General features: G+C 35.4%; 17 protein-coding genes and 1 tRNA gene. 14 read left to right on the plus strand and 4 right to left on the minus strand.

Annotated elements, in window-relative coordinates:
• Nucleotides 1-13: 13 nt before the first annotated feature.
• Nucleotides 14-3,373, minus strand: coding sequence for a glycosyltransferase family 117 protein (locus JQC67_RS07395; protein WP_203252187.1), 3,360 nt, complete (start codon nucleotides 3,371-3,373; stop codon nucleotides 14-16).
• 192 nt (nucleotides 3,374-3,565) lie between these two features.
• Here JQC67_RS07395 and JQC67_RS07400 point away from each other — a divergent pair.
• Together JQC67_RS07400 and JQC67_RS07405 are read left to right on the plus strand one after the other, a co-directional pair.
• A tRNA-Gln gene (locus tag JQC67_RS07400) sits at nucleotides 3,566-3,637 on the plus strand.
• Between the two features lie 218 nt (nucleotides 3,638-3,855).
• Complete coding sequence (locus JQC67_RS07405) at nucleotides 3,856-4,179, plus strand: hypothetical protein (protein ID WP_203252188.1); 324 nt, start codon at nucleotides 3,856-3,858, stop codon at nucleotides 4,177-4,179.
• A gap of 13 nt (nucleotides 4,180-4,192) precedes the next feature.
• Here JQC67_RS07405 and JQC67_RS07410 read toward each other — a convergent pair whose 3' ends face one another.
• On the minus strand, nucleotides 4,193-5,557 hold the full coding sequence (locus JQC67_RS07410; protein WP_203252189.1) for a cation:proton antiporter domain-containing protein: 1,365 nt from the start codon (nucleotides 5,555-5,557) through the stop codon (nucleotides 4,193-4,195).
• 256 nt (nucleotides 5,558-5,813) lie between these two features.
• Here JQC67_RS07410 and rimP point away from each other — a divergent pair, with 256 nt between their 5' ends.
• The 3 genes from rimP to infB are packed head-to-tail and all read left to right on the plus strand — an operon-like array spanning nucleotide 5,814 to nucleotide 10,377.
• The gene (rimP, locus tag JQC67_RS07415) at nucleotides 5,814-6,275 is read left to right on the plus strand and encodes a ribosome assembly cofactor RimP (protein WP_203252190.1); all 462 of its coding nucleotides are present in this window, start codon (nucleotides 5,814-5,816) and stop codon (nucleotides 6,273-6,275) included.
• Nucleotides 6,276-6,287: 12 nt separating this feature from the next.
• The gene (nusA, locus tag JQC67_RS07420; RefSeq protein WP_203252191.1) at nucleotides 6,288-7,520 is read left to right on the plus strand and encodes a transcription termination factor NusA; all 1,233 of its coding nucleotides are present in this window, start codon (nucleotides 6,288-6,290) and stop codon (nucleotides 7,518-7,520) included.
• A gap of 40 nt (nucleotides 7,521-7,560) precedes the next feature.
• Nucleotides 7,561-10,377 carry a translation initiation factor IF-2 gene (infB, locus tag JQC67_RS07425; RefSeq protein ID WP_203252192.1) on the plus strand — a complete coding sequence of 939 codons (2,817 nt, stop codon included), beginning with the start codon at nucleotides 7,561-7,563 and terminating at the stop codon, nucleotides 10,375-10,377.
• A gap of 42 nt (nucleotides 10,378-10,419) precedes the next feature.
• Here infB and JQC67_RS07430 read toward each other — a convergent pair whose 3' ends face one another.
• Entirely contained in the window at nucleotides 10,420-10,791 is a 372-nt protein-coding gene (locus tag JQC67_RS07430) for an SPOR domain-containing protein (RefSeq protein WP_203252193.1), read from the minus strand.
• Nucleotides 10,792-11,031: 240 nt separating this feature from the next.
• Between JQC67_RS07430 and JQC67_RS07435 the strand changes: the two genes are divergently transcribed.
• The 9 genes from JQC67_RS07435 (at nucleotide 11,032) to JQC67_RS07475 (ending at nucleotide 23,708) form a co-directional block, all read left to right on the plus strand.
• On the plus strand, nucleotides 11,032-12,369 hold the full coding sequence (locus tag JQC67_RS07435) for a cytochrome c3 family protein (RefSeq protein WP_203252194.1): 1,338 nt from the start codon (nucleotides 11,032-11,034) through the stop codon (nucleotides 12,367-12,369).
• Nucleotides 12,370-12,402: 33 nt separating this feature from the next.
• The gene (locus JQC67_RS07440; RefSeq protein WP_203252195.1) at nucleotides 12,403-15,564 is read left to right on the plus strand and encodes a TAT-variant-translocated molybdopterin oxidoreductase; all 3,162 of its coding nucleotides are present in this window, start codon (nucleotides 12,403-12,405) and stop codon (nucleotides 15,562-15,564) included.
• 34 nt (nucleotides 15,565-15,598) lie between these two features.
• Nucleotides 15,599-17,353, plus strand: coding sequence for an NrfD/PsrC family molybdoenzyme membrane anchor subunit (nrfD, locus tag JQC67_RS07445; protein ID WP_203252196.1), 1,755 nt, complete (start codon nucleotides 15,599-15,601; stop codon nucleotides 17,351-17,353).
• Nucleotides 17,354-17,355: 2 nt separating this feature from the next.
• Entirely contained in the window at nucleotides 17,356-17,886 is a 531-nt protein-coding gene (locus tag JQC67_RS07450; RefSeq protein ID WP_203252197.1) for a DUF3341 domain-containing protein, read from the plus strand.
• A gap of 1 nt (nucleotide 17,887) precedes the next feature.
• Nucleotides 17,888-18,448, plus strand: coding sequence for a c-type cytochrome (locus JQC67_RS07455; RefSeq protein WP_203252198.1), 561 nt, complete (start codon nucleotides 17,888-17,890; stop codon nucleotides 18,446-18,448).
• 18 nt (nucleotides 18,449-18,466) lie between these two features.
• Nucleotides 18,467-19,783, plus strand: a complete 1,317-nt coding sequence (locus JQC67_RS07460) for a quinol:cytochrome C oxidoreductase (protein WP_203252199.1) — start codon at nucleotides 18,467-18,469, stop codon at nucleotides 19,781-19,783.
• 26 nt (nucleotides 19,784-19,809) lie between these two features.
• Nucleotides 19,810-20,868: a cytochrome c oxidase subunit II gene (locus JQC67_RS07465; protein WP_203252200.1), complete on the plus strand. Its 1,059-nt coding sequence runs from the start codon at nucleotides 19,810-19,812 to the stop codon at nucleotides 20,866-20,868.
• 35 nt (nucleotides 20,869-20,903) lie between these two features.
• Nucleotides 20,904-22,730 carry a cytochrome c oxidase subunit I gene (locus JQC67_RS07470; protein ID WP_203252201.1) on the plus strand — a complete coding sequence of 609 codons (1,827 nt, stop codon included), beginning with the start codon at nucleotides 20,904-20,906 and terminating at the stop codon, nucleotides 22,728-22,730.
• A 153-nt stretch (nucleotides 22,731-22,883) separates the two neighbouring features.
• Nucleotides 22,884-23,708, plus strand: a complete 825-nt coding sequence (locus tag JQC67_RS07475) for a GIN domain-containing protein (protein WP_203252202.1) — start codon at nucleotides 22,884-22,886, stop codon at nucleotides 23,706-23,708.
• A gap of 69 nt (nucleotides 23,709-23,777) precedes the next feature.
• Here the strand turns inward: JQC67_RS07475 and JQC67_RS07480 are convergent, their stop codons facing one another.
• The gene (locus JQC67_RS07480; protein ID WP_203252203.1) at nucleotides 23,778-26,042 is read right to left on the minus strand and encodes an acyl-CoA dehydrogenase family protein; all 2,265 of its coding nucleotides are present in this window, start codon (nucleotides 26,040-26,042) and stop codon (nucleotides 23,778-23,780) included.
• Between the last annotated feature and the right edge of the window lie 25 nt (nucleotides 26,043-26,067).

A 26,067-nucleotide genomic window follows, 5' to 3' on the forward strand; every position in this document is an offset into this window, starting at 1 on the left:
TTTTCTACCAAATTTAATTTCCGTCGGGTATCAAAACTGTATCCTTTGTAGCTTCAGTTTGTATACCGTCATTAGCTATTGTGTCTGAGATTTGAACCGAATCTGACATGTCAGGGTTAGTACTTCCAGTTGGCTGCAATTCGTCTTCTTCTAGAACGTTGTCTCGGTAAAAGTGCTCAAATTTATCAATATACTCATTGAAAATTAAAGTTTCTTTAGCCGCCATATCACGGTCATTATTATTGATTAAAATGTCAATAATTCTTCGATACGCAGACATGTCATCAATTATCTGATCAATATTTTCATATTGCTCATCAATTGTCATCACATCATAATATTCTAAACGTTCTTGGTAAATCTTTTTAAGCTTCTCAAAAAGCGCTCTTGCTTTTGTTGTTTCACCAACTTTGAAATAACCATCTACAAAAGGTTCTACAAATGTGTAATATGCAAAATATTCAACAGGCATATTTTCAATTGACATGTCAATTATTTCTTTTGCCTTATCAATTTTCTCCTCTTTTAGAAGCGCTTCAGTTAAACGAGCTAGGTTGCTACGGTATGAAATACCTTGAATTCTTGTTTGGGTGTCATGATAGATTTTATCACTTCCTGAATTGCCCCAATCCCATTTTTTGACAATATCATACATTAAATCAGTATCGATACGGCCCATATCAAAAGCATTTTTACGTTCTGTTTTAATGGGCACCAATTTATAAGTTAAGCCATCTAATTGTAGATAATCTTTCATCCACAAATATTCAGCATCATCAAAACTTCCACCTGAAAAATAGAGTGGTCTTTTCCAATCATTATTCGCAACAATATCTAACATCATCATGCTTTTCTTAGTGATAGCACTTTGCGAAATGTCAATATCAATATATTCAACAATTAATGCTGAGTCTTTTGCTTTTACAAGACCACTTTCTAAAACATTCTTTTTGTTTACTGGTATTCTAAGTTTGTGGGTAGGGTAGTAAACTGTATTTAAAAAGCTTTCAGGGTAATCAGTTATATCAGCATTTCTTTGCTTTAAAACGTGTCTTAGTTTTGTTTGCGGTTTATCACTATCAACCCAATTAATGAAGTCTTGTAAAGGCCAACGATTCTCTGTTGCTTTTTGATGGTAAAGTACATCTCGGTTACCAAACCTGTATTTTTCATGTGTAATCTGTGACGGAATTGGGTCACTTTCATACGCTTTATGCTTCATCTGATCAATATACCAGTCTGTTTCAAAAAGACTAGTACAAACAATACGCACGTCAGTACGGTAGCCTTCAACTTCTTGAACATACCAAGTGGGGAAGGTGTCATTGTCTCCAATGGTAAACAAAATTGCACCAGCATCTTCTTGACAAGAATCTAAATATGCTTTTGCAGAAGCGTTCGCTGTAAAACGATTTGATCGATCATGATCATCCCAATTCTGAAATGCCATTAATAGGGGTACCGCTAATATGCAAAGGATAGTTGCAGCTGGAGCTAATATTTTAGGAGTAATCCATTTTTTGAAATCATGAAAAAGACCATAAACACCAATACCAATCCATAGTGCAAACACGTAGAATGAGCCCACAAGAGAATAATCACGCTCACGGGGTTGAAAGATATATGGGTTTGTGTAAAATTGTATCGCCAAACCAGTAAATAAGAAGAATACTAAAAGCACCCAAAATTGCTTCGGATTTTTTGAAATTTGGAAAATGAGTCCGTAGATACCTAATAAGAGTGGTAGAAAGAAATACGTGTTTCTAGCTTTGTTGTTTTTAACCTCGGTAGGTAGATTTTCTTGACTTCCAATACGTGGACTATCAATAAAATTGAAGCCACTAAGCCATTCGCCATTTCCATTGTATCTACCTTGAACATCATTCTGCTTTCCGGTAAAATTCCACATAAAGTAACGCCAGTACATGTAGCCCCATTGAAACTCAACCATGTATTTAATGTTGTCCCATAATGATGGCGGTTGCACTTCAATATAATCACTGAACCTATTTAGAAATCCAATGTATTGTTCTGCGTCAATTTCACCACTAGCAAAACCTTCTCGAACCTGACGTACTGCACGAGCCAATTCTTCATTAGACTGGGTCATTTTGAAATCAAGTGGTCCAAAATATTGCATGTAATTTTTGGCGTGTTGGCTACTCCATAAACGAGGTAAAATACCTACATGTTTAGGGTCTGGGCCTTGGTCAGCATTTACATAATCATTTACAATGATGTATTTGCCTTGCACTTCATCTTTTTCATATTTGGGTTTGATGTCTCTGTTCTTACCAGCTGGGGCAAACATATTTGAATAATATGTTCCGTAAACAGGGCTGTCAACGCCCGGATATTGCTCTCTATTGTAGTAGGCAAGAAGAGCTCTTGCATCTTCTGGATTATTTTCATTGATTACAACCTTGGCATTTGCGCGAATAGGAAGCATAATCCAAGATGAGAAACCAAGAAATAAGAACATTAAACAAAGAACAATTGTGTTTGCAGTTCTATAATTGTTTTTGCGGGTGTAACTCAAGCTGAAGTAAAAAGCAGCTATAAATAATATACCTATGATGATTGAACCCGAATTAAAGGGCAATCCAATACTATTGATGAAAAATAATTCACCCCAACTAAAAAATTGAAGAACATAGGTTAATGAGAATTTATAGACCAACATCAATATTGCTATAACGGCGATGTTGGCTAATAAGAAATTCTTGACAGTTGTGGTTTTGTATTTTTTAAAGTAAAAAAGCAATCCAATAGAGGGTATTGCCAAAAAGCCCATAAACTGGACGCCAAAAGTTAAGCCTACAACGAATGAGATAAGGACTAACCATCGGTTGCCTCTTGGCTGATCAATATTGTCTACCCATTTAAGGCCTAAATAAAGAAGAAGTGCCATAATAAGACTTGCACTAGCATAAACTTCAGTTTCTACAGCATTAAACCAAAAACTATCTGAAAATGTAAAAGCCAATGAGCCAACAACACCACTACCTAAAATAGCGATTGCTTTTGAGTCAGTAATTGCTTCGCCCTTGGCAATTAATTTTTTAGTGAGATTGGTAATTGTCCAGAACATGAACAGTATAGTAAAGGCACTTGATACCCCAGATACATAATTTACCATTCTTGCAACCTGACTCGGTTCAAAAGCGAACATTGAGAAAAATGCACCTATCATTTGTAGTAGCGGTGCCCCTGGTGGGTGCCCCACTTGAAGCTTAGCAGAGGTTGCAATATATTCACCAGCATCCCAAAAACTATTGGTAGGTTCTACTGTTATGGCGTATACAATTAGTGCAATAAAAAAAACGACCCACCCAAAGATGCGGTCCCACTTTTCAAAATCTTTTGAAAACATACTATAAAAAGGGTTTATCAACGGCACGAATTTAGTGATAAATATAAATATGCGTTACTATATTTGATAAACCTTTAACAAGTAGGAGGTCGTTCTTTTTTTCGAGTATTATTTAGAAAATGTTTGCGCAAACCAAACTTTGGTTTAAATTTGCATCCTCAATTGCAAAAATAGTTTTTTGTAATAAGAGATTGGCCCATGGTGTAATTGGCAACACTCCGGTTTTTGGTACCGTCATTCAAGGTTCGAGTCCTTGTGGGCCAACAAGGTTTAAAGAAAATCCCGATGTTAACGCATTGGGATTTTTTAATTTAAAACTCTCGCATATTAATTTGGAAGAAATTTCTTACTTTTTTGTTGATATTTAGTAGTTTTTGTCGGTAAAATTTGTATATTACAGGTTTTAGAAAATTGTAAGCTTATTTTTAAAACAATTTTTCTAGCGTTAACTATTAGGCCCCATCCTAAAAATGCTAATGTTTATGAACTTAACCGTAAGAAAACTAAAAATTATTTTAGTCATAGTAATTGTCGGATTTTGTGTTGGAATATATCTTCAAGATTTACAACATCAAAAAAGTACCGCCCATGCTTGGAAGGCAAATAAGCACAATTTAGAGCGATTTAATAAGATTACATCTTTTAATAAGTCTATGAGTGCTGCGAATTGGCAAAAAATGAAGGATAGTATTCAGGGTGAATTAGATACTCTTATGATATTGCGTTTTCGTAAAGAAGTAGATAGTCTTACAATTGCAAACCTAGAAACAGTTCAAAATTTAAATACAAAAAAAATAGCTCAGTAAAGAGCTTTTTTAATTAATGATTCTGATAACTATCATCAATATCAGAGTCTAATTTCTCTGGAGTTGGGTCTTCATTGTTGCTAATTTCTTCTAGAGATTCTTCTTTGTTATGTTCGCGCAAAGCATCTTCAGCTTCATTTCTTTCTTCATGCTCTTCGTCTATTTCATCAAGCATAGTGCCTATTTTCTTTTTATCTTTAATCATGGCCCAAGTCATAATTAAGCTACTCGCTATGATTACAAATAATAAGATTCCAGATTCAAAACCAGCAACTTCTGCTTCTACAGGTATAGCATAAAACAAGAGAATGGTAATTAAACCTCTGGGGGCAATAAAAACTTGCGGAAGAATATCAGAACCGATAAAAACACGCAGTAGTGCAAAACGTATGGCATAGATGGAGGCGATAATTAGCACACTAACTAATGCTACATTCAGACTTAATAAAGAAGAAAGTACTATTGTAATACCAAAGATTACAAAGAAAAATGTGCGTACAACAAAAGCGGTCTCTAAAGTAATTATGTGGAGTTCATGATATACCTGCTTCATTTTTTCCTTCTCTAAAAATATTGCAGTCTTCCCAGGGAAAAATAATTTTACATTTGCAATAACCAATCCGAAAATCAAGATAATTATAAGTGAAGAAAGATGCATTTTCTTTCCTATAGCATATAACAATAATAGCACAGCTATTAAAAGAAATTGTTTGGCCTGACTTTTTATCCGTTGAAAAATTAAAACCAAAGCATAACTTGCTACAATGGCAATGACAATGGTAAGTGCAATATTTCCGGCAAAACCAACAGCACCTGTATTTGTTTCAGGGTCAAGACTGCCAGTTAGAAAATAGAACATCATAATACCCATGATGTCTGAAAAGGTGCTTTCGTAGATGTGAAACTCTTTTTTGTGGTCAGCTAAGCTACTTACACTGGGTATAATTATTGCAGAAGAAAGAATTGAGAGTGGTGTTGCATATAGCCAAGCAGCCTGCATGGTCATACCATCAATAAATTGATACAAAATTAAAGCGGCAACCCAGGCAGATCCAATAAGTCCAATTAGAGCAATAGCCATAGATTTTAAAATGGGCACTAATTTTTCGCGTTTCAATTCAAGTTCAAGAGCAGCTTCAAGAACAATCATGATTAGGCCTACCGTGCCAATTATTTCAAGTGTACCTCTGAGGTTTTGCTCAAAATCAAATTCGGCTACCATAAAATATTTCAAACCAAACTGTAGAATAATACCCAGAACAATCAGCATTAATACTGAAGGAATATTTGTTTTCTTTGAGATGCCATTGAACCAGAAAGAGATTATCACGATTGCGGCAGCACCAATAATCATATTGTAAGAAGAAAAAATTTCCATGGGTTGGTTTTTAAGGGAGTATTAAAAATACTACATAATCTGTTTGTATTAACGAAAGTTAGATTAGGTTATTTCAATGTAATTGAATGAAAATTGATAAACCGACTTTAAATAAGTGTCAAATTTTTAAGTTCATATTAAATCTTCAAACTATGGTTGTAAGTCAAATAAAAATTTTATGTATATTTGTGCCACTGAAAGGATATCGAAGTATTCATGAGGGGACAATAAGTCCTCTTTTTTATTGCTAAAATTTATGCTGAAAGACGAGGTAAAAGAACTTTTAGATGGGGCATTAAAAGAAGATGAATCATTATTTTTAATTGATTTTTCTATTTCTGCGGACAATTCGATTAAGATAGTTCTTGATGGAGACGCAGGTGTTGCTTTGAAAGATTGTATGCGTGTTAGCAGAGCAATAGAACATAATCTTGATCGTGAAGAGGTCGATTTTTCTTTAGAGGTGACATCGGCAGGAGCCGCATCACCATTGACGCTACCAAGGCAGTACAAGAAAAATATTGGTAGAAAGGTAAAGATTAGAACTAGTGAAGATTCCTATGAAGGAAATCTTACGGAAGCTGATGAAAACGGAATTGTATTAGAGTGGAAAGCTCGAGAGCCAAAGCCCGTTGGAAAAGGCAAAGTGACAGTTCAGAAAAAACAAGAAATTACATTTTCTGAAATTAAGGAAGCAAAAGTTGTATTAAAATTTTAATAGTAATTACAGATGGAAAATATTGCGTTAATTGAATCATTCTCCGAATTCAAAGATGATAAATTCATTGATAGGGTAACGTTAATGGCTATTTTAGAGGAAGTCTTTAGAGGTGCCCTCAAACGTAAATTTGGTTCTGATGATAATTTTGATATTATTATAAACCCTGATAAAGGAGATTTAGAAATTTGGCGTAACCGTATTGTTGTAGAAGATATTGATGTTATGGATCCCAATGAGGAAATTTCTATAACTGAGGCACGTAAAATTGAACCTGATTTTGAAGTTGGTGAAGATGTATCTGAAGAGGTTAAGTTGATTGACTTGGGTAGAAGAGCAATTTTAGCTTTGCGTCAAAATTTGATTTCTAAAATTCACGAACACGACAATACTACAATATATAAGCAGTTTAAAGATTTAGAAGGAGAAATTTATACAGCTGAGGTTCATCATATTCGTCATAAAGCAATTATTTTGTTAGATGATGAAGGCAATGAAATAATACTGCCTAAGGATCGACAAATACCATCTGACTTTTTTAGAAAAGGTGATAATGTGCGTGGTATAATTGAGAGTGTTGAATTGAAAGGAAGTAAGCCTTCAATAATCATGTCAAGAGCATCGCCTAAATTTTTAGAGCAGTTGTTTTTTCAAGAAATACCAGAAGTTTTTGATGGTTTAATTACAGTTAAAAAAGTCGTTCGTATTCCTGGTGAAAAAGCTAAAGTTGCTGTAGATTCTTATGATGATCGTATTGATCCAGTAGGTGCATGTGTAGGTATGAAAGGTTCTCGTATTCACGGAATAGTTCGTGAATTAGGAAATGAAAATATTGATGTTATTAACTGGACGAGTAATCCACAGTTGTTAGTAACAAGAGCATTGAGTCCGGCAAGAGTGTCATCGGTTAAGTTGAATGATGAGAAAATGACAGCTCAGGTATATTTAAAACCTGAAGAGGTTTCTAAGGCAATTGGTAGAGGTGGTCATAATATTCGTTTGGCTGGTAAACTAACTGGTTATGAGATAGATGTATTTAGAGAAGGTGTAGAAGAAGATGTAGAATTAACTGAATTCTCTGATGAAATAGATGCTTGGATTATAGAAGAATTCAAGAAAATTGGTATGGATACTGCTAGAAGCGTTTTAGAGCAAGATGTGGCAGATTTAGTGAAGCGTACTGATTTAGAAGAAGAAACAATTACAGAAGTTGTTAGAATACTAAAAGAAGAATTGGAAGAATAGCTATATATTAGCGAAAAATTGCAGAAAAGTAATATCATTTATGGCGGAAAGTGCAACGATAAGACTTAATAAGGTCCTTAGGGAGCTTAATATTTCATTGGACCGTGCGGTAGATTATCTAGCGACAAAGGGTCATGATGTGGAGGCAAGGCCTACCACAAAAATTTCCAATGAGGTATACCAAGTGCTCCAGGATGAGTTCCAGACCGACATGAGCAAGAAAGTTGCGTCAAAAGAGGTTGGTGAAGAAAAGCGTAAGGAGAAAGAAGCAATTCGTGTTCAGGCTGAGCAAGAGCAAGAAGAGCGTAGAGTAGCACGTGATCGAAGATCCTCTGCAAATGAAGTTATCAAAGCAAAGGGTGAATTAACTGGCCCTAAGACGGTAGGTAAAATTGATCTTAATGCTAAAAAGGTCAAAAAGAAAGAAGAACCAAAGGTGGAAGAACCTAAGGTAGAAGAGGCTAAAGTTGAAGCGCCTAAGGAGGAAAAGCCTAAAGTTGAAACGCCTAAGGTTGAAGAGATAAAGGTGGCGGCTCCTAAATTAAGAGGTCCCAAAATAATAGCACAGAAAGCAGAGACGCCTGAACCTAAAAAGGAAGTTGTTGAAGCTAAGAAACCTGTAAAAGAGGAAAAGAAAGAAGAGGCAAAGGTTGAAACGCCAGCTGAAGTAGATCCTAGAACTGCTGAAAAATTAGAAACTCAGTATAAGAAACTTACAGGGCCTAAAATTACTGGTGATAAGATTAATCTTGATCAATTCAAAAAACCAGAGAAGAAAAAGCCTGCCGCAAAAGCATCAGATAACAATGATCGAAAGAAACGCAGAAGAAGAATTGTAAGCAATTCTGGTAGTGGCGGTGGCGGTGGTGCTCGAAAAGATAGTACTTCTTTCGCTGCAAGAAAAGCTGCGGCTGGCGGTAATAAACGATTCAATGCTCCTAAAGTTGAGCCTACTGAAGAAGATGTGCAAAAACAAGTGCGAGAAACACTTGAGAAACTTCAAGGTAAGTCTAAAAAAGGCAAGGGTGCAAAATATAGAAGAAGTAAAAGAGATCAGCATCGTGAACAAACGGAGAAAGATCTTGAACAACAAGAATTAGAAAGCAAAATATTAAAAGTAACTGAGTTTGTAACTGCAAGTGAAGTTGCTACTATGATGGATGTATCTACAACGCAGATTATATCAGCTTGTATGTCTTTAGGTATCATGGTTACTATGAACCAAAGGTTAGATGCGGAAACCCTATCTATAGTTGCTGATGAATTTGGCTATGAAGTTGAATTTGTTACTGCAGATATTGAAGAGGCTATTGTTGAAGATCATGATGCGCCTGAAGATTTAAAACCTCGTGCACCAATTGTTACGGTAATGGGGCACGTTGATCATGGTAAAACTTCTTTACTTGATTATGTTCGTCAAGCAAATGTAATTGCTGGTGAAAGTGGTGGAATTACACAGCATATAGGAGCATATGGTGTGCAGCTAGAAAATGGTCAGAAAATCACATTTTTAGATACTCCAGGTCACGAAGCCTTTACGGCGATGCGTGCAAGGGGTGCTCAAGTTACTGATATTGCTGTAATTGTAATTGCTGCTGATGACGATATTATGCCGCAAACAAAAGAAGCAATAAGTCATGCTCAAGCTGCTGGTGTGCCGTTAGTTTTTGCGATAAATAAAATTGATAGACCTGCTGCCAATCCTGATAAAATTAAAGAAGGATTAGCTCAGATGAATCTTTTGGTTGAAGACTGGGGAGGTAAAATACAATCTCATGATATATCAGCTAAAACAGGTGATGGTGTAAAAGAATTACTTGAAAAAGTTTTACTAGAAGCAGAATTATTAGAATTAAAAGCTAATCCTGATAGAATGTCATCAGGTACTGTAGTAGAAGCTTTCTTAGATAAAGGTCGTGGTTATGTATCAACAATATTGGTGCAGAATGGAACGTTGAAAATTGGAGATTATGTATTAGCTGGAACCCATAGTGGTAAAGTAAAAGCGATGCATGATGAGCGTGGTAAAGATGTGCAAGTTGCTGGTCCGGCTACACCAATTTCTATATTAGGTTTAGACGGTGCACCTCAAGCAGGTGATCGTTTCAATGTAATGGAAGATGAAAGAGAAGCGAAACAAATTGCAACAAAACGTTCGCAATTGCAACGTGAGCAATCTGTTCGAACACAACGTCATATAACTTTAGATGAAATTGGTAGACGTATTGCCTTAGGCGACTTTAAAGAACTTAACATAATCTTAAAAGGTGATGTTGATGGTTCAGTTGAAGCCTTGACAGATTCGTTCCAGAAATTATCTACTGCAGAAATACAAGTAAATATCATTCATAAAGGTGTTGGTGCAATTACAGAATCTGATGTGTTATTAGCTTCAGCATCTGATGCAATTGTAATAGGGTTTAATGTTAGACCTATGGGTAATGCAAGAGATATAGCTGATAAAGAGGAAATCGATATCAGAATGTACTCAATTATCTATGATGCAATTAATGACTTGAAAGACGCAATGGAAGGAATGCTTTCGCCAGAAATCAAAGAAGAGATTACTGGTAATGCAGAAATTCGAGAAACATTCAAGATTTCTAAGATTGGTACCATTGCAGGTTGTATGGTTACCAGTGGTAAGATATATAGAAACGGTGGTATACGTTTAATACGTGATGGTGTCGTTGTCTATACAGGTGAGCTTAGTTCTTTGAAGCGCTTTAAAGACGATGTTAAGGATGTTGCAAAAGGATATGATTGTGGACTTCAGATTAAAAACTACAATGATATTAAAGAGGGAGATATTGTTGAATGCTTCCAGGAAGTAGCAGTTAAAAAGAAATTAAAATAATTAAAGGATATTTAATTAATAGTAAAGCAAAAAAAAATCGTCTTATTTAGACGATTTTTTTGGTTTTAATAACATTGCATCGGGGTATTTAGCGCGTACCTCTATAAACTTGCGTTCTGCATCTAGTTTGTTTTTGAATCTTCCTACACGTACTCTATAAGTAGGTGAATCAAAATCAATTTTTGAAGATAAATCCGGAAAGTCTACTTCTACCTCTGATTTAATTCGTTGCGCTTTTGCATGTGAACCAAAGCCAACTTGAATGCGATAATACTCAGAACTTGAGTTTGCAGATTTGTACAGCTTTAGTAATTCTTCTATTTTTTTATCTTGTTCTATGTGTACTTGACCCGTTTGAGCAAGAGCGGAATTAAGCGAGTATAATATGGCTATTGTGGTGAAAAGTGTTTTCATTTGTGCTATTTCATTGATTTTTAATTGCTTGTCCAAAGGTAATTTATTCAATAATATTTCATGTAAAATAATATTATTTAGAATTATTATAAATTATAAATTATAAATAACTTAACATTTTCCAAATAAAGACTAAGTCGTACTTTTGCCATCAAATTAAGGGTAGATGTTAAATAAAAAAACGTTGATTACGTTTATAATAAAATATCATGCCAAGATTCCGAAAGCAACATTACCAATATGAAAAAGGTTCAATACCGAGATCAGTTTTCTAGAGTTTTTAGTGTAAGTATAGTATTTTTCTTACTTTTTTCGCTATCGCTTTTCGCCCAAGAAGAGGCGGCTGTAGATGGAGATGCTGTTAAGGGGAAGCAATTGTTCAATCAAAATTGTGCAGCTTGTCATGCTTTAGATAGAAAAATGACAGGTCCTGCTTTAGCAAATGTAGAAACACGTTTAGCTGATGATGAAGGTTTAGATAAAGAATGGTTGTATAGTTGGATTAAAAATAGCGCAGGTAAGATTGCTTCTGGTGATTCTTATGCTAATAAGGTGTATGCTGAATATAATAATGCAGCAATGACAGCTTTTCCAACGCTAAGCAATGAAGATATTGATAATATATTGGCGTATACTGCGGCTAAGCCTGCTGCGCCAGTCGCTACTGCTGCAGCTGCAGGAGGGCAAGCGGTTTCTCAAAGTGATTCTGGTGGTATTTCTAATGAAGTGATACTTGGTGCATTGGCCTTGGTTTTTGGTCTTTTAGTTATCATGCTTGTTTTGGTTAATAAAACTTTGCAAAAAATTGCTTCAGCAAATGGTGTAGAGTTGGTTGAAGAGAAAGAAAAGCGCTTACCTATTTGGAAGGCTTTTGTTAAGAATCAATTTTTAGTGCTAGTTTGTGTTATTCTATTGTTGCTGTCGGGTGCTTATTTTGCATATGGTTATATGATGCAAGTTGGAGTTGATCAGGGATACGCTCCGGTACAACCAATTCATTTTTCTCATAAAGTGCACGCAGGTGATAATAAAATTGAGTGTAAATATTGTCACTCTTCAGCTAGAGTTTCTAAAACTTCTGGTATTCCTTCATTAAATGTTTGTATGAATTGTCATAAATCAATTTATGAATACAAAGGAAATCCTGAAGGGCCAAGCCAAGATGACTTAGCGAATGGTTATACTAATGAATTCTATACTGGCGAAATTAAAAAGTTATATAAGGCAGTTGGTTGGGATGAAGAAAATCAAAAATATACAGGTGAAAGCGAGCCGGTAAAATGGGTTCGTGTACATAATTTGCCTGATTTTGCATATTTCAATCATTCACAGCACGTAACGGTTGCTGGTGTAGAGTGTCAGACTTGTCACGGACCAGTAGAAGAAATGGAAATTGTAGAACAGTTTTCACCGCTAACAATGGGTTGGTGTATAAATTGCCATAGAGAGACGAATATTAAAGTTGAAGGCAATGAATATTACGCTAAGATTCATGAAGAGCTTTCTAAGAAGTACGGAGTAGAGAAGTTGACGGCTGCTCAAATGGGTGGTTTAGAGTGTGGAAAATGTCATTATTAAACAAGAATTAAGTAGCTAATTACAGATATACGTATGGCATCAAACAAAAAATATTGGAAAAACGAAGCGGAATTAAATCCGAACGATTCCATTGTTGAGACGCTAAGACAAAACGAGTTTGTTCAAGAAATACCTGTTGATGAGTTTTTGGGCGATAAGGAGACTTTGTCTGAAACTTCAACCAATAGACGAGATTTTCTAAAGTATGTTGGTTTCAGTACTGCTGCAGCATCTTTAGCTGCTTGTGAGGGTCCGGTAATAAAATCAATTCCTTATGTAGTTCAACCAGAGAATATAATTCCTGGTGTTGCTAATTACTATGCAACTACAATTGCTGATGGATTTGATTTTGCTAGTATTTTAGTTAAGACTAGAGAGGGTAGGCCAATCAAAATTGAGAATAATAACGAGGCGAAGGTTGCTGGCTCTGGTAATGCTAGAGTACAGGCATCTGTTTTGTCTTTATATGATAGTAAGAGATTACAAGGTCCAATAGCTAATGGTGAGCCCATTGAGTGGTCAGCTTTAGATGCTGCTGTTAAAGCAAAATTGGGAACCTTAAAAAGTTCAGGAAAGCAAATAGCTTTATTGACGCAAACTTATGCTAGTCCATCTACCAATAGATTAGTTGAAGAATTTAAAGAAGCTTTCGGAAATGTAAATCATGTTACTTATGATGCTGTTTCTGAAGATGCTGCTCTAACTGCTTTTGAGTCGAGATATGGTGAGCGAGCAATGGCTGACTATGATTTTGAAAAAGCGAATGTAATCGTTTCTTTCGGTGCTGATATCTTAGGCGATTGGCAAGGTGGTGGTTATGATTCGGGTTATGCAAAAGGTCGTGTGCCTAAGAATGGTAAAATGTCAAAGCATATTCAGTTTGAAGCTAATATGTCTTTAGCAGGTGCGAATGCTGATAAACGTGTTCCATTAACTCCGTCGCAACAAATGATTGCTTTAGCTAAGTTATATGCTAAATTAAATGGTACATCAGCAGGTGGTGAGTTGCCGGAAAATGTTCAAAAAGCTATAGATGATACTGCTGCATTAATCCGTAAGGATATGAGTGGATCAGTTGTTGTTTCTGGAATAGATGATATTAATGTGCAGACTGTTGTTCTTGCTATTAATGAAATGTTAGGTAGTAAGGCTTTTGATGCAAAGGCGCCAAGATATAATCGTCAAGGTAATAGTAAAGCTTTAAATGCTCTGATAGCTTCAATGAAATCAGGTAGTGTTGGTGCTTTAATTATCGATGGAGTTAACCCAATGTATAGTTTGCCAAATACGGCAGATTTTAAAGAAGGTGTAGAAAGTGTTGACTTATCTGTTGCTTTTTCTACAAGTTGGAATGAAACAACTGAGATTACACAATATACAGCGGCTTCAAATCACTATTTAGAATCATGGGGAGATGTAGAATTGAAAAAAGGACATTATAGCTTAATGCAACCCACAATAACTGAGTTGTTTGATACCAAGCAATTACAGTCATCTCTTTTGAATTGGATGGGTAGTGATAAAAGCTATTATGATTATATAAAAGAAACCTGGAGTACATCAGTACTTAATGGAGGTGATTGGAATAAGGCCTTACAAGATGGTGTTTACAATCCTTCAAGTTTTGATGGTTTAACTGCACAAGATGATATTGATCCGGTTATTGGATTAAGTAGTGTTAAGGATAAAGAAGTTGGTGATGAAGATATAGATGCTGCTGATGAAGTTGCTACTGTTTCTATTGCCTCTGCTATTCAAAGTTTAGCTGGTGCTAATATGGCTGGCATGGAATTGCAACTGTACACTAAAACAGGAATGGGAGATGGTCAACAAGCTGGTAACCCATGGTTGCAAGAATTTCCAGATCCGATTACTAGAGTGTCTTGGGATAATTATGTTACTGTTTCTAAATCTGATGCAGCCAAATTAGGCTTCATTAATGAGAATGTAGCAAATGGTGGATTAGATGGTAGTTATGCTAAGCTTACAGTAAACGGAGTATCAGTAAATAATGTGCCAGTAATAATTCAACCTGGTCAGGCAGCTGGTTCAGTTGGTCTTTCATTTGGATATGGAAAAAAGGTTGGTCTGAAAGCAGAAATGCAAACGGGTGTTAATGCGTATCCACTTTATCAAGATTTTAAGAATGTTCAATCCGTAACGATTGAAAAATCCGCAGGAAATCATGAGTTTGCTTGTGTGCAGTTGCATAACACGCTTATGGGGCGCGGAGATATAATTAAAGAAACAACCTTAGAGGTTTTTAATACTAAGGATCATTCTGAATGGAACGAAGTTCCTATGGTGTCTTTAGATCACAATGAGGTGCCAGCTACAAGTGTTGATTTGTGGGATAGTTTTGATCGCTCAATTGGGCATCATTTCAATCTTTCAATTGATCTTAATGCTTGTACAGGATGTGGTGCTTGTGTTATTGCTTGTCATGCAGAGAACAATGTTCCTGTTGTTGGTAAAGCAGAAGTTAGAAAATCAAGAGATATGCACTGGTTGCGTATTGATAGATATTATTCATCTGAAGCTACTTTTGAAGAAGACAATATCAAGAAAGAAGAGTTTGATGGTCTTTCAGGTGATAAAGGTTCATTAAGTGGTTTTGGTGAATTAGAAGAACCAACCTTAAATCCTCAAGTGGCTTTTCAGCCAGTAATGTGTCAGCATTGTAACCATGCACCTTGTGAAACTGTTTGTCCTGTAGCGGCAACATCACACAGTCGTCAAGGTCAGAATCATATGGCATATAACAGATGTGTGGGTACAAGATATTGTGCAAACAACTGTCCGTATAAAGTACGTAGATTCAACTGGTTCTTGTATAATAACAATGATGAGTTTGATTATCATATGAACAATGATTTGGGTAAAATGGTTATTAATCCAGATGTTAATGTTCGTTCAAGAGGTGTTATGGAAAAATGTTCTATGTGTATTCAAATGACACAGAAAACTATTCTAGATGCTAAAAGAGATGGTCGTGTTATAAAAGACGGAGAATTCCAAACAGCATGTTCAGCCGCTTGTAGTAGTGGGGCTATGAAGTTTGGTGATATCAATGATCATGATAGTGAAATAGCAAAACTTAAAGAAAGTGATCGTATGTATCACTTGCTTGAAAGTGTTGGTACAAAACCAAATGTATTTTATCACGTAAAAGTGAGAAATACAAACGAAGCATAATTAGAGAATAAGCATAGTAATAATAAAATAAATTATGGCGTCGCATTACGAAGCACCAATACGTAAACCGCTAGTTCTTGGAGACAAGGGCTACCATGATGTATCTGTAGATATATCAAGGCCGGTAGAAGGTAAAGCCAACAAGCATTGGTGGATAGTTTTTTCCATTGCATTGGCAGCGTTTCTATGGGGAGTAGGATGTATTGTATATACAGTTTCAACTGGTATAGGTACCTGGGGTTTGAACAAGACCGTTGGTTGGGCTTGGGATATTACTAACTTTGTTTGGTGGGTAGGTATCGGTCACGCCGGAACCTTAATTTCTGCAGTATTGCTTTTGTTTAGACAGAAGTGGAGAATGGCGATTAACCGTTCAGCAGAAGCAATGACAATCTTCTCAGTAATTCAAGCAGGATTGTTTCCAGTAATTCACATGGGTCGACCATGGTTAGGGTATTGGGTATTACCTATTCCAAATCAATTTGGTTCATTGTGGGTAAACTTTAACTCGCCGTTACTTTGGGATGTATTTGCAATCTCTACATATTTATCAGTTTCATTAGTATTCTGGTGGACAGGTTTACTTCCAGATTTTGCAATGATACGTGATAGAGCTGTTAAACCATTTCAGAAGAAAATATACGGTCTATTAAGTTTTGGATGGACAGGTCGTGCAAAAGACTGGCAACGATTTGAAGAAGTGTCTTTAGTGTTAGCAGGTTTAGCAACACCGCTTGTACTTTCGGTTCATACAATTGTATCTTTTGACTTTGCTACTTCGGTTATACCAGGTTGGCATACAACAATATTCCCTCCTTACTTTGTTGCTGGTGCAATTTTCTCTGGCTTTGCAATGGTAAACACCTTGTTGATTATCATGCGTAAGGTTTGTAGTCTAGAAGATTATATCACAGTACAACATATTGAGTTGATGAACATTGTAATAATGCTAACTGGATCTATTGTTGGTTGTGCATATATTACAGAATTATTTATGGCTTGGTATTCAGGTGTAGAATATGAGCAATATGCGTTCTTGAATAGAGCAACTGGTCCTTACTGGTGGGCATATTGGTCAATGATGACTTGCAATGTTTTCTCGCCACAGTTTATGTGGTTCAAGAAATTGCGAACAAGTATCATGTTCTCATTCTTTATTTCTATAGTGGTAAATATCGGAATGTGGTTTGAGCGTTTTGTAATTATTGTGACATCGTTACATAGAGATTACCTTCCATCTTCATGGACGATGTTCTCGCCAACCTTTGTTGATATTGGTATATTTATCGGAACAATTGGATTCTTCTTTGTACTATTCTTATTATACGCTAGAACGTTCCCAGTAATTGCACAAGCTGAAGTAAAATCAATTTTGAAATCTTCAGGTGATCGATATAAAAAATTACGAGATGCTGGTCAACCATTGTATCAAATTAAAAAAGGTGGAAAAGTAATTGAGACAAAGTTAGAGGAGGTAATTACCGATGATGTCTTAATGGGTGAAGTGGTTCCTGCTAAGGATGATAAGACTGGTATTTCAGACTTATTAAGTTCTATTGGAACATTTGATGCTACTAAAGAAACTGCTGATGACTTGAAAAAAGTTAAAGGTATTGGTCCGCAAATGGAAAAGACACTAAACCAAATTGGCATATACACATTTGCACAAGTTGGTAGAATGACAGAGAAAGAGTATAATCTATTAGATTCTATTACTGAATCATTCCCTGGAAGGGCACAGCGTGATGATTGGGCTGGCCAAGCAAGAATTTTAAATAACAATAAATAGATATGGCATCTAAAGTTATTCAGGCATATTATGATGATGACGATGTGTTAATGCTCGCTGTCAAAAAAGTGAAAGCCGCTAAACATCATATTGAAGAAGTCTATTGTCCGTTTCCAGTTCATGGTCTAGACAAAGCAATGGGCTTAGCTCCAACAAGAATTGCTATAACATCTTTTATGTATGGATGTTTGGGGTTGTGTGTTGCAATTTGGATGATGAACAATATTATGATTGTTGATTGGCCTCAAGATATTGGTGGTAAACCAAGTTTTAGTTATATAGAAAACATGCCAGCATTTGTGCCAATCATGTTTGAATTAACGGTTTTCTTTGCTGCTCACCTTATGGTAATTACTTTCTACATGAGAAGTAGATTGTGGCCTTTTAAAGAAGCAGAGAATCCAGATCCACGTACTACTGATGACCATTTCGTAATGGAAATTGAAGTACATGGTAATGAAAAAGAGTTAAAAGATTTATTGCTTGATACAGGTGCTGTAGAAATCAATATGACCGAGAAAAACCTTCATTAATATGAACAGTTTTAGCAAAATAGTAATCGTATTTGCATTGATTTGGTTCGTGTCTTCTTGTAAGAGTGACAACGCACCTAACTATCAATATTTTCCAAATATGTATGTTCCTGTAGGTTATGAAGCTTATGGTGAGGCAGGTATATTACCAAACGGGCAGGAGGCAATGGTGCCGCCAGCTAATACAATTCCTAGAGGCTGGTTACCGTATAGTAATGAAAATACCATTGAAGGTAAAGAAGCCGCTAGGTTAATGAGTAGTCCTTTAGATTCATTGAATAAGGATGAAAATTTAGCTGAAGGTGCTATGTTATATGCCATTTATTGTGCAGTATGCCATGGTAACAAAGGTGATGGTCAAGGTAACTTGGTTAAACGAGAAAAGATATTAGGGGTACCTAGTTATGTTGATGCAGCAAGAAATATTACGGTAGGTACAAGTTATCATACAATTCATTATGGGTTGAACTCAATGGGTTCATATGCCGCTCAAATGAATACAAAAGAAATGTGGCAGGTTTCAGAGTACGTTGTGAAACTGAAACAAGATTTAACAAAATAATACATTAGCATACAAGATATGTACACATTTTCAAATCGATTAAAAATAGGTTCCTTTATTATGATGGCTGTTGGGGCCTTGTTCATAATAACAGGTTTTCTTTCTGCGCCAAGTACAGTAGAAGAAGCTAAAGCTATTGTTGCAAGTCATGATGATGGTCATGGTGCGTCACATGGTGAAGATGCAGCTCATGCAACAGAAGGTCATGGGGAGGCAGCTCATCACGATTCGGCTCATGATGAACACACATTAGCACAATTGAAGAATAGACCATGGTCAGCTTTATATGTAGCAGCATTCTTTTTCTTTATGATTGCATTAGGTGCATTAGCTTTTTATGCAATACAACGTGCAGCACAAGCAGGTTGGTCACCATTACTATTTCGAGTGATGGAAGGTATAACCTCATATATTGTGCCCGGTGGAATAATTGTATTTGTAATATTGGCGATGTCAGTTGCTCATATGAATCACCTATTTGTTTGGATGGATCCAGAAGTTGTTGCGCATGATGAATTATTACAAGGAAAGGCAGGTTTTTTAAATCCATATTTCTTTTTACTAAGAGCAGCTATCTTTTTAGGTGGTTGGATATTTTATCGTGAGTATTCTAGAAAACTGTCATTACGTCAAGATGAATCGGATGATAATTCAAACTTTAAATTGAATTTCAGATGGTCTGCAGGCTTTTTAGTTTTCTATTTAGTTTCAGAATCAATGATGTCTTGGGATTGGATTATGAGCGTTGATCCACACTGGTTCAGTACATTATTTGGCTGGTATATTTTTGCTAGTATGTTTGTTTCAGGCATCACTACTATTGCAATGGTTACAGTTTATCTTAAATCTAAAGGGTACTTACCAGATGTAAATAATAGTCACATTCATGATTTAGCAAAATTCATGTTTGGTATTAGTATTTTCTGGACGTACTTATGGTTCTCACAATTCATGTTGATTTGGTATGCGAATATTCCTGAAGAAGTAACATACTATGTAACAAGAATTGAAAATTATAGATTACCATTTTTCGGAATGGTTGCTATGAACTTCTTGTTTCCAGTTCTATTGCTTATGAATAGCGATTTCAAACGAATGAATTGGTTTGTATGTTTAACAGGTATTGTTATTTTGGCGGGTCATTACATGGATATTTTTAATGCCATTATGCCTGCAACAGTTGGTACACATTGGGGTATTGGAATTCCAGAAATAGGAGGTATATTATTCTTTGGTGGATTGTTTATATTTTGGGTATTCCGAGCACTTACAACTGCTCCATTACAACCTAAACGTAATCCGTTTATTGAAGAAAGTAGACATTTTCATTATTAGTTTTTAAAGTATAATTAAGTCATACGATGAATACATTTTTGATTTTAATTGTTTTGGTTTTAGTAGCTATTGCTGTTTGGCAAATGGCCAAAATATTCGAGCTATCACAAACCAAGACAGATAGGGGCCAAGTTGCTTCAGATTTAGACAACAAATACAATGGTTATTTGATGTTTGCCTTTTTGATATTCATTTATGGCATAACAATATTTAGTTTCTGGAAGTATACTAAGGTTCTTTTACCAGAAGCAGCTTCTGCGCATGGTGCTGAGTATGATTTGTTAATGTTGATTTCGTTTGTGCTAATCTTTATTGTACAAACAATTACTCAAGCATTGCTACACTATTTTGCATTTAAATATAGAGGCGAAAAAGGTAAAAAGGCATTATACTTTGCAGATAATGATAAGCTAGAAATGATCTGGACAATTATTCCAACTATCGTTTTGGCAGGATTAATTCTTTGGGGACTTTATACTTGGACAGTTATTACAGATGTAAATGATGAAGATAATCCACTTATAGTTGAGCTTTATGCGCAACAGTTTAATTGGACAGCACGTTACGGAGGTGAAGATAATGTGTTGGGTGATGCTAATGTACGTATGATAGATATTGATAAAGCTAATATCTTAGGTTTAGATGAAAGTGACACGTATGCTAGTGATGATGTTATAGTTAAAGAATTACATTTACCAGTTGGTCGTAAAGTTAACTTCAAGATGCGTTCACAAGATGTTTTGCATTCAGCTTATATGCCTCATTTTAGAGCACAAATGAATTGTGTTCCAGGTATGATTACTGAGTTTTCATTTACGCCAATTACTACCACAGAAGAAATGAGAAGAGATCCAGATGTGGTGGAGAAAGTAAAAAGAGCTAATAAAATTAGAGCAGAAAAGGCAGCGAATGGTGAGCCAAATTCTGACCCATGGGAATATGATTTTCTTTTGATTTGTAATAAGATTTGTGGAAAATCACATTACAACATGCAAATGAAAATTATTGTTGAGTCTGAAGAAGATTTCAATAAGTGGATTGCTGAACAGAAGACTTTTGGTCAAAGTATGGCAGCTACAGAATAAAAGATAAACACACAAAATTTTATAAATAACTGATTATGTCAGAATTAGGACACGGACACGAGGACGAACATGGAGATGATCACGGGCATCATCACCATAAACAGACCTTTATAACCAAATACATATTTAGTCAAGATCATAAGATGATCTCTAAGCAGTATTTGATTACTGGCCTTATAATGGGCTTTATTGGCATTAGTATGTCACTTTTGTTCAGAATGCAATTGGCATGGCCAGGTGAGTCTTTTGGTGTTTTTGAAGCGGTATTGGGTAAATGGGCTCCAGGTGGTGTTATGGATGCAGATGTGTATCTAGCATTAGTAACCATACATGGTACTATAATGGTATTCTTTGTTTTAACGGCAGGTTTGAGTGGTACCTTTAGTAATCTATTAATTCCACTACAAATTGGAGCACGAGATATGGCTTCGGGCTTTTTGAACATGATTTCTTATTGGCTTTTCTTTTTGTCAAGTGTTATTATGGTAAGCTCATTGTTTATTGAATCAGGGCCAGCTTCTGCAGGATGGACAGTCTATCCTCCATTAAGTGCATTGCCAATGGCGCAATCTGGTTCAGGTTTGGGTATGACCTTATGGTTAGTTTCAATGACAGTATTTATTGCTTCGTCATTACTTGGGTCTTTAAATTATGTTGTAACTGTTTTGAATTTGCGTACAAAAGGTATGTCAATGACAAGGTTACCATTAACAATTTGGGCGTTTTTAGTAACAGCTATAATTGGTATAATATCATTCCCAGTTTTATTATCAGCAGGTTTATTATTGTTGATGGATAGAAGTTTCGGAACATCATTCTTTTTATCAGATATTTTTATTCAAGGTGAAGTCTTACACTATCAAGGTGGGTCACCAGTATTGTATGAGCACTTATTCTGGTTCTTAGGGCATCCTGAGGTATATATTGTAATATTACCAGCAATGGGTATGGTATCAGAAGTAATGGCTGTAAATGCTCGTAAACCAATTTTTGGTTATCGCGCGATGATTGCATCTATTCTAGCAATTGCATTCTTGTCTACAATTGTTTGGGGACACCATATGTTCTTGTCAGGTATGAATCCATTTTTAGGATCAGTATTTACGTTTACAACATTATTAATTGCAATTCCATCAGCTGTAAAATCCTTTAACTGGATAACTACGCTATGGAAAGGTAACTTACAATTGAATACGGGCATGCTTTTTTCTATCGGTATGGTATCAACCTTTATTACGGGTGGACTTACCGGAATCATTTTAGGAGATAGTACACTTGATATAAATGTTCATGATACCTATTTCGTAGTTGCTCACTTTCACTTGGTAATGGGTATATCGGCATTGTATGGTTTATTTGCAGGTGTATACCACTGGTTCCCAAAAATGTTTGAAGGTAAGATGATGAACAAGAACTTGGGTTATGTCCATTTTTGGATAACGGCAGTAGGTTCTTATGGTATCTTCTTCCCAATGCATTTTGTTGGTATGGCAGGTGTTCCTCGTAGATATTATGAGAATACAGCTTTTCCGATGTTTGATGAATTAACAGATGTACAAGTATTGATGACAGTATTTGCTTTAATTACTGCAGGGGCACAACTTATATTTGCATTCAATTTTGTAAGAAGTATTTTCTACGGAAAAGTGGGCCCTAAGAATCCTTGGCAGGCTACTACTTTAGAGTGGACCACAGAAGTAAAGCATATTCATGGTAACTGGGAGGGTGAAATACCTCACGTTTATCGTTGGTCTTATGATTATAGTAAAGTAGATGACAATGGTGAGTATATTATTCCTGGACAAGATTTTGTACCTCAGACGGTACCAATGAAAGAGGGTGAAGAACAGTTGCATCATTAATTTATAACAGTTTATATTTGAACCCTGAGTCTTGTACAGACTCAGGGTTTTTTTATGGCATAATTTTCGTAGATAGTTATACTAACAGTTTTTATAATATCTTTAAACAAGCTTTCAGAAATGTAAAGCAGATAAAATTATCAAGACACTAAGATGAAAAATCTAATAATAATAGTTTCCCTAGTATTTTGTTTTCAAGGATTTTCTCAAAGAAAACCGAAAATAAAAGGCAATAAAAATGTGGTAGTAGTTGAAGATGTACTACCCGATTTTAGTTCAATTGAATTAAAAGATGATTTAGATATTACCCTACAACAATCTGATGAACCTGGGTATTTTATAGAGGCTGATGATAATCTAATAGATATTCTTAAGTTTAAAGTAACAGGTAATACCTTAGAAATAAGTTGTTTTTATAAAGTGACCTCTAAAAAGAAATTCGATATAATTATTCGTTTTCGTGATTTAGATGGTATCACATTACAAGAAGGTAAGCTTGTTGTAAAAGACAAAATTACAGTGCAAGATGAATTGCAAATTAGTACATATAATTCTTCTAAGTTAGAACTGTTAGCGAGTGCTGCCATAGTTGATATTAATATGGAAGGAAACAGTTCTGCTGATTTAAATATAGAAGCAGATTCGGTTAGTATTAATTTGAAAGAGCGTGTTGATGCTAGAATTTATTCAGTTTCAGAAACAAACTCCATAGAGATGCGTAAAAATGCATCTGTTAGAATGGAAGGCTCTTCAGATATATTGAATATCAACTTATTTGATAGTGCTAATTTTAAAGGGTCACGACTTGAAGCTTCTGAGGTGAAATTAGATATAGAAGGTTCTTCTAATGCTGATGTAAATGCACTTTCTGAATTTGAATTGTCTTCGCGTGGAACGGCGAAAACACACCTATATGGTAGTTCAAGTGTATCTATTATTAAATTTTTAGATAAATCTCAATTGCATAAAGAAAATTAGTTCTTAAATGTAACTAGGATCTACTGGATTACTTAAATTGATGCTTAAATACATCTTTCCAAAAAACAATTATTGAGCTATTGGGGCGCTCATACAATGTTCAGGAATACCAAAGCCATCAACAAGTACACCGATATGTGGTCGTAGTTCTGTGCACAATCTTTCAACTCTTTGTCGAATTGCTTTTGATTTAGTGCCCCCAAGATAACCCTGTTCTAAAAACCATTCAGCATCAGTACGTATTTCTTGCAATGCAAACAAGGTGCCTAACTTTATAAAAAGTGCTTTGTTTTTAGCATCATCAATGTTCTCGACATATTCGCAATAGGTATTATAGGCCAATTCACAACTATAGGCTTTACCTAAGGCAAGAATATGCGTTTGCACCTTCATAAAAGCTTGATAAGAAGGAACTCCTTTTTTAATATAACCTCGAATACGCATTGCCAAAGTATAAGTCAATCTTCGTGTTCTATAATTGAAGGCATGCTTATGAAATTTAGGATTATATAAATGATCCTTATCAACTTTATTAGCGTACACAGGGTTTATAGTTGTCAATTTATCGCTAATCTGAATGCCCAGTATTTTGAGCACTGAAGTGAATCCGGCACTATTGAATTCAGATTTGAAATCAGAGAGTACTCCTTTTGCAGCCAATTGTAAAAGAACAGTATTGTCACCTTCAAAGGTTGTAAAAATATCAACATCGCCTTTTAGGTCAGCTATTCTGTTTTCAATAAGGTATCCTTTTCCTCCACAAGCTTCTCTACATTCTTGAATTGTCTCATTTGCATACCAAGTAATGATAGATTTGAGTCCGGCAACTTGTGTCTCTACTTTTCTTTTGTCGGGCTGTGATTCATCACAGTAAATAGACATCATCTTATCTAAACTAAAATGATAAACATAAGCACTTGCAATTAATGGAGTCAATCGTAACTGGTGTGATGGGTAATCCATTAATAAATCTTCCTGAACTTTTATACTGTCATTAAATTGTCTTCTTTTAAGGGCATGCTTAACAGCAACAGCCAACGCCATTTTTGCACCGCCAAGACCTGCTCTAGCCACACAAATTCGTCCACCTACTAAAGTGCCTAGCATAGTGAAGAATCTTTTATTCGGGTTCTTTATATCAGAATGATAACTACCATCAGGTTTAATGTTGCCATATTTATTTAAAAGATTTTCTCGGGGTACAGAAACTTGATTGAACCAGATTTTACCATTATCAACACCGTTCAAACCTAATTTATATCCGTTATCTTCTACTGTAATTCCGGGAAGTTCATTATGGTTTTCATCACGTAGTGGTACTAGTATAGCATGTACACCTTCATTTTTACCGTCTACAATTAGTTGGGCAAAAACAGAAGCCATTTTAGAATGAAGTGCATTGCCAATATATTCTTTGTTATCATTTTTTCCCGGGGTATGAATAATTATACTATCTGTATTTTTGTCATACGTTGCAGTAGTTTTAATTCCCCGTACATTAGAACCGTGACCTGTTTCTGTCATGGCAAAGCAACCTAGTAGTTTTGAAGAACCCGCATCTGATAAGTATAAATCATGATGCTTTTTAGTTCCTAATTTTTGAATACTACCACCAAATAATCCGACTTGAACTCCAAATTTTATTGTTAGACTTCCGTCTACATACATCATATTTTCGAACATATAGGCGTAACCTTCCATGTCATTTTTACCACCATATTCTTTTGGATACGCCATTGCACCATAACCTTTAGAAGCTAAAGTTTTAACTTGATTTAAAACAACTTCTCTAAATTCTTCTTTATTACGATGCACATCCCACTTAAAAATAGGATCCTTTAAATCAGCCCTAAAACCATCAACTACTTTGGCGTGCTTGCCTTTCAAAATAATATCGATTTCGCTAGCGTCATAAAAATCTGAAGTGCTTTTTTGAATAACCTCTACATCAAAAAGATGATTATAGTGATTTGGTTGAATTCCCAAATTAACTTCAATATCCTTTAGGCTATCATTGAACGGACAAACTTCATGATACGTGCAAACCACCTTTTGACTAAAGGCAGCCAAAGGGTAAGTTTCACTCTCCACTAATTTTACATCAGAATTAGAAACAATATGATTCCAATTTTTTAACTCATTATCTGAAGGAGGATTTTTAGGATTCAACCAAGATTCAAGTTGTTTCTTTTCGTCTTTTGAGAGGCTTTTATCTTCTGAAAGCGCTTTTTGAACAACATTAAGTTCAGAAGCGGTGACTAAATTGTCAGACCAAATAACGTAGAAAACGGGAATGTACTGAAGTATGCCAGCAGTGTAGTGAGTTTTTTGCATAGAATGAAATTACGAATTTATGTTG

It is taken from the genome of Aurantibacter crassamenti (genome assembly GCF_016811105.1).
GTDB lineage: Bacteria > Bacteroidota > Bacteroidia > Flavobacteriales > Flavobacteriaceae > Aurantibacter_A > Aurantibacter_A crassamenti.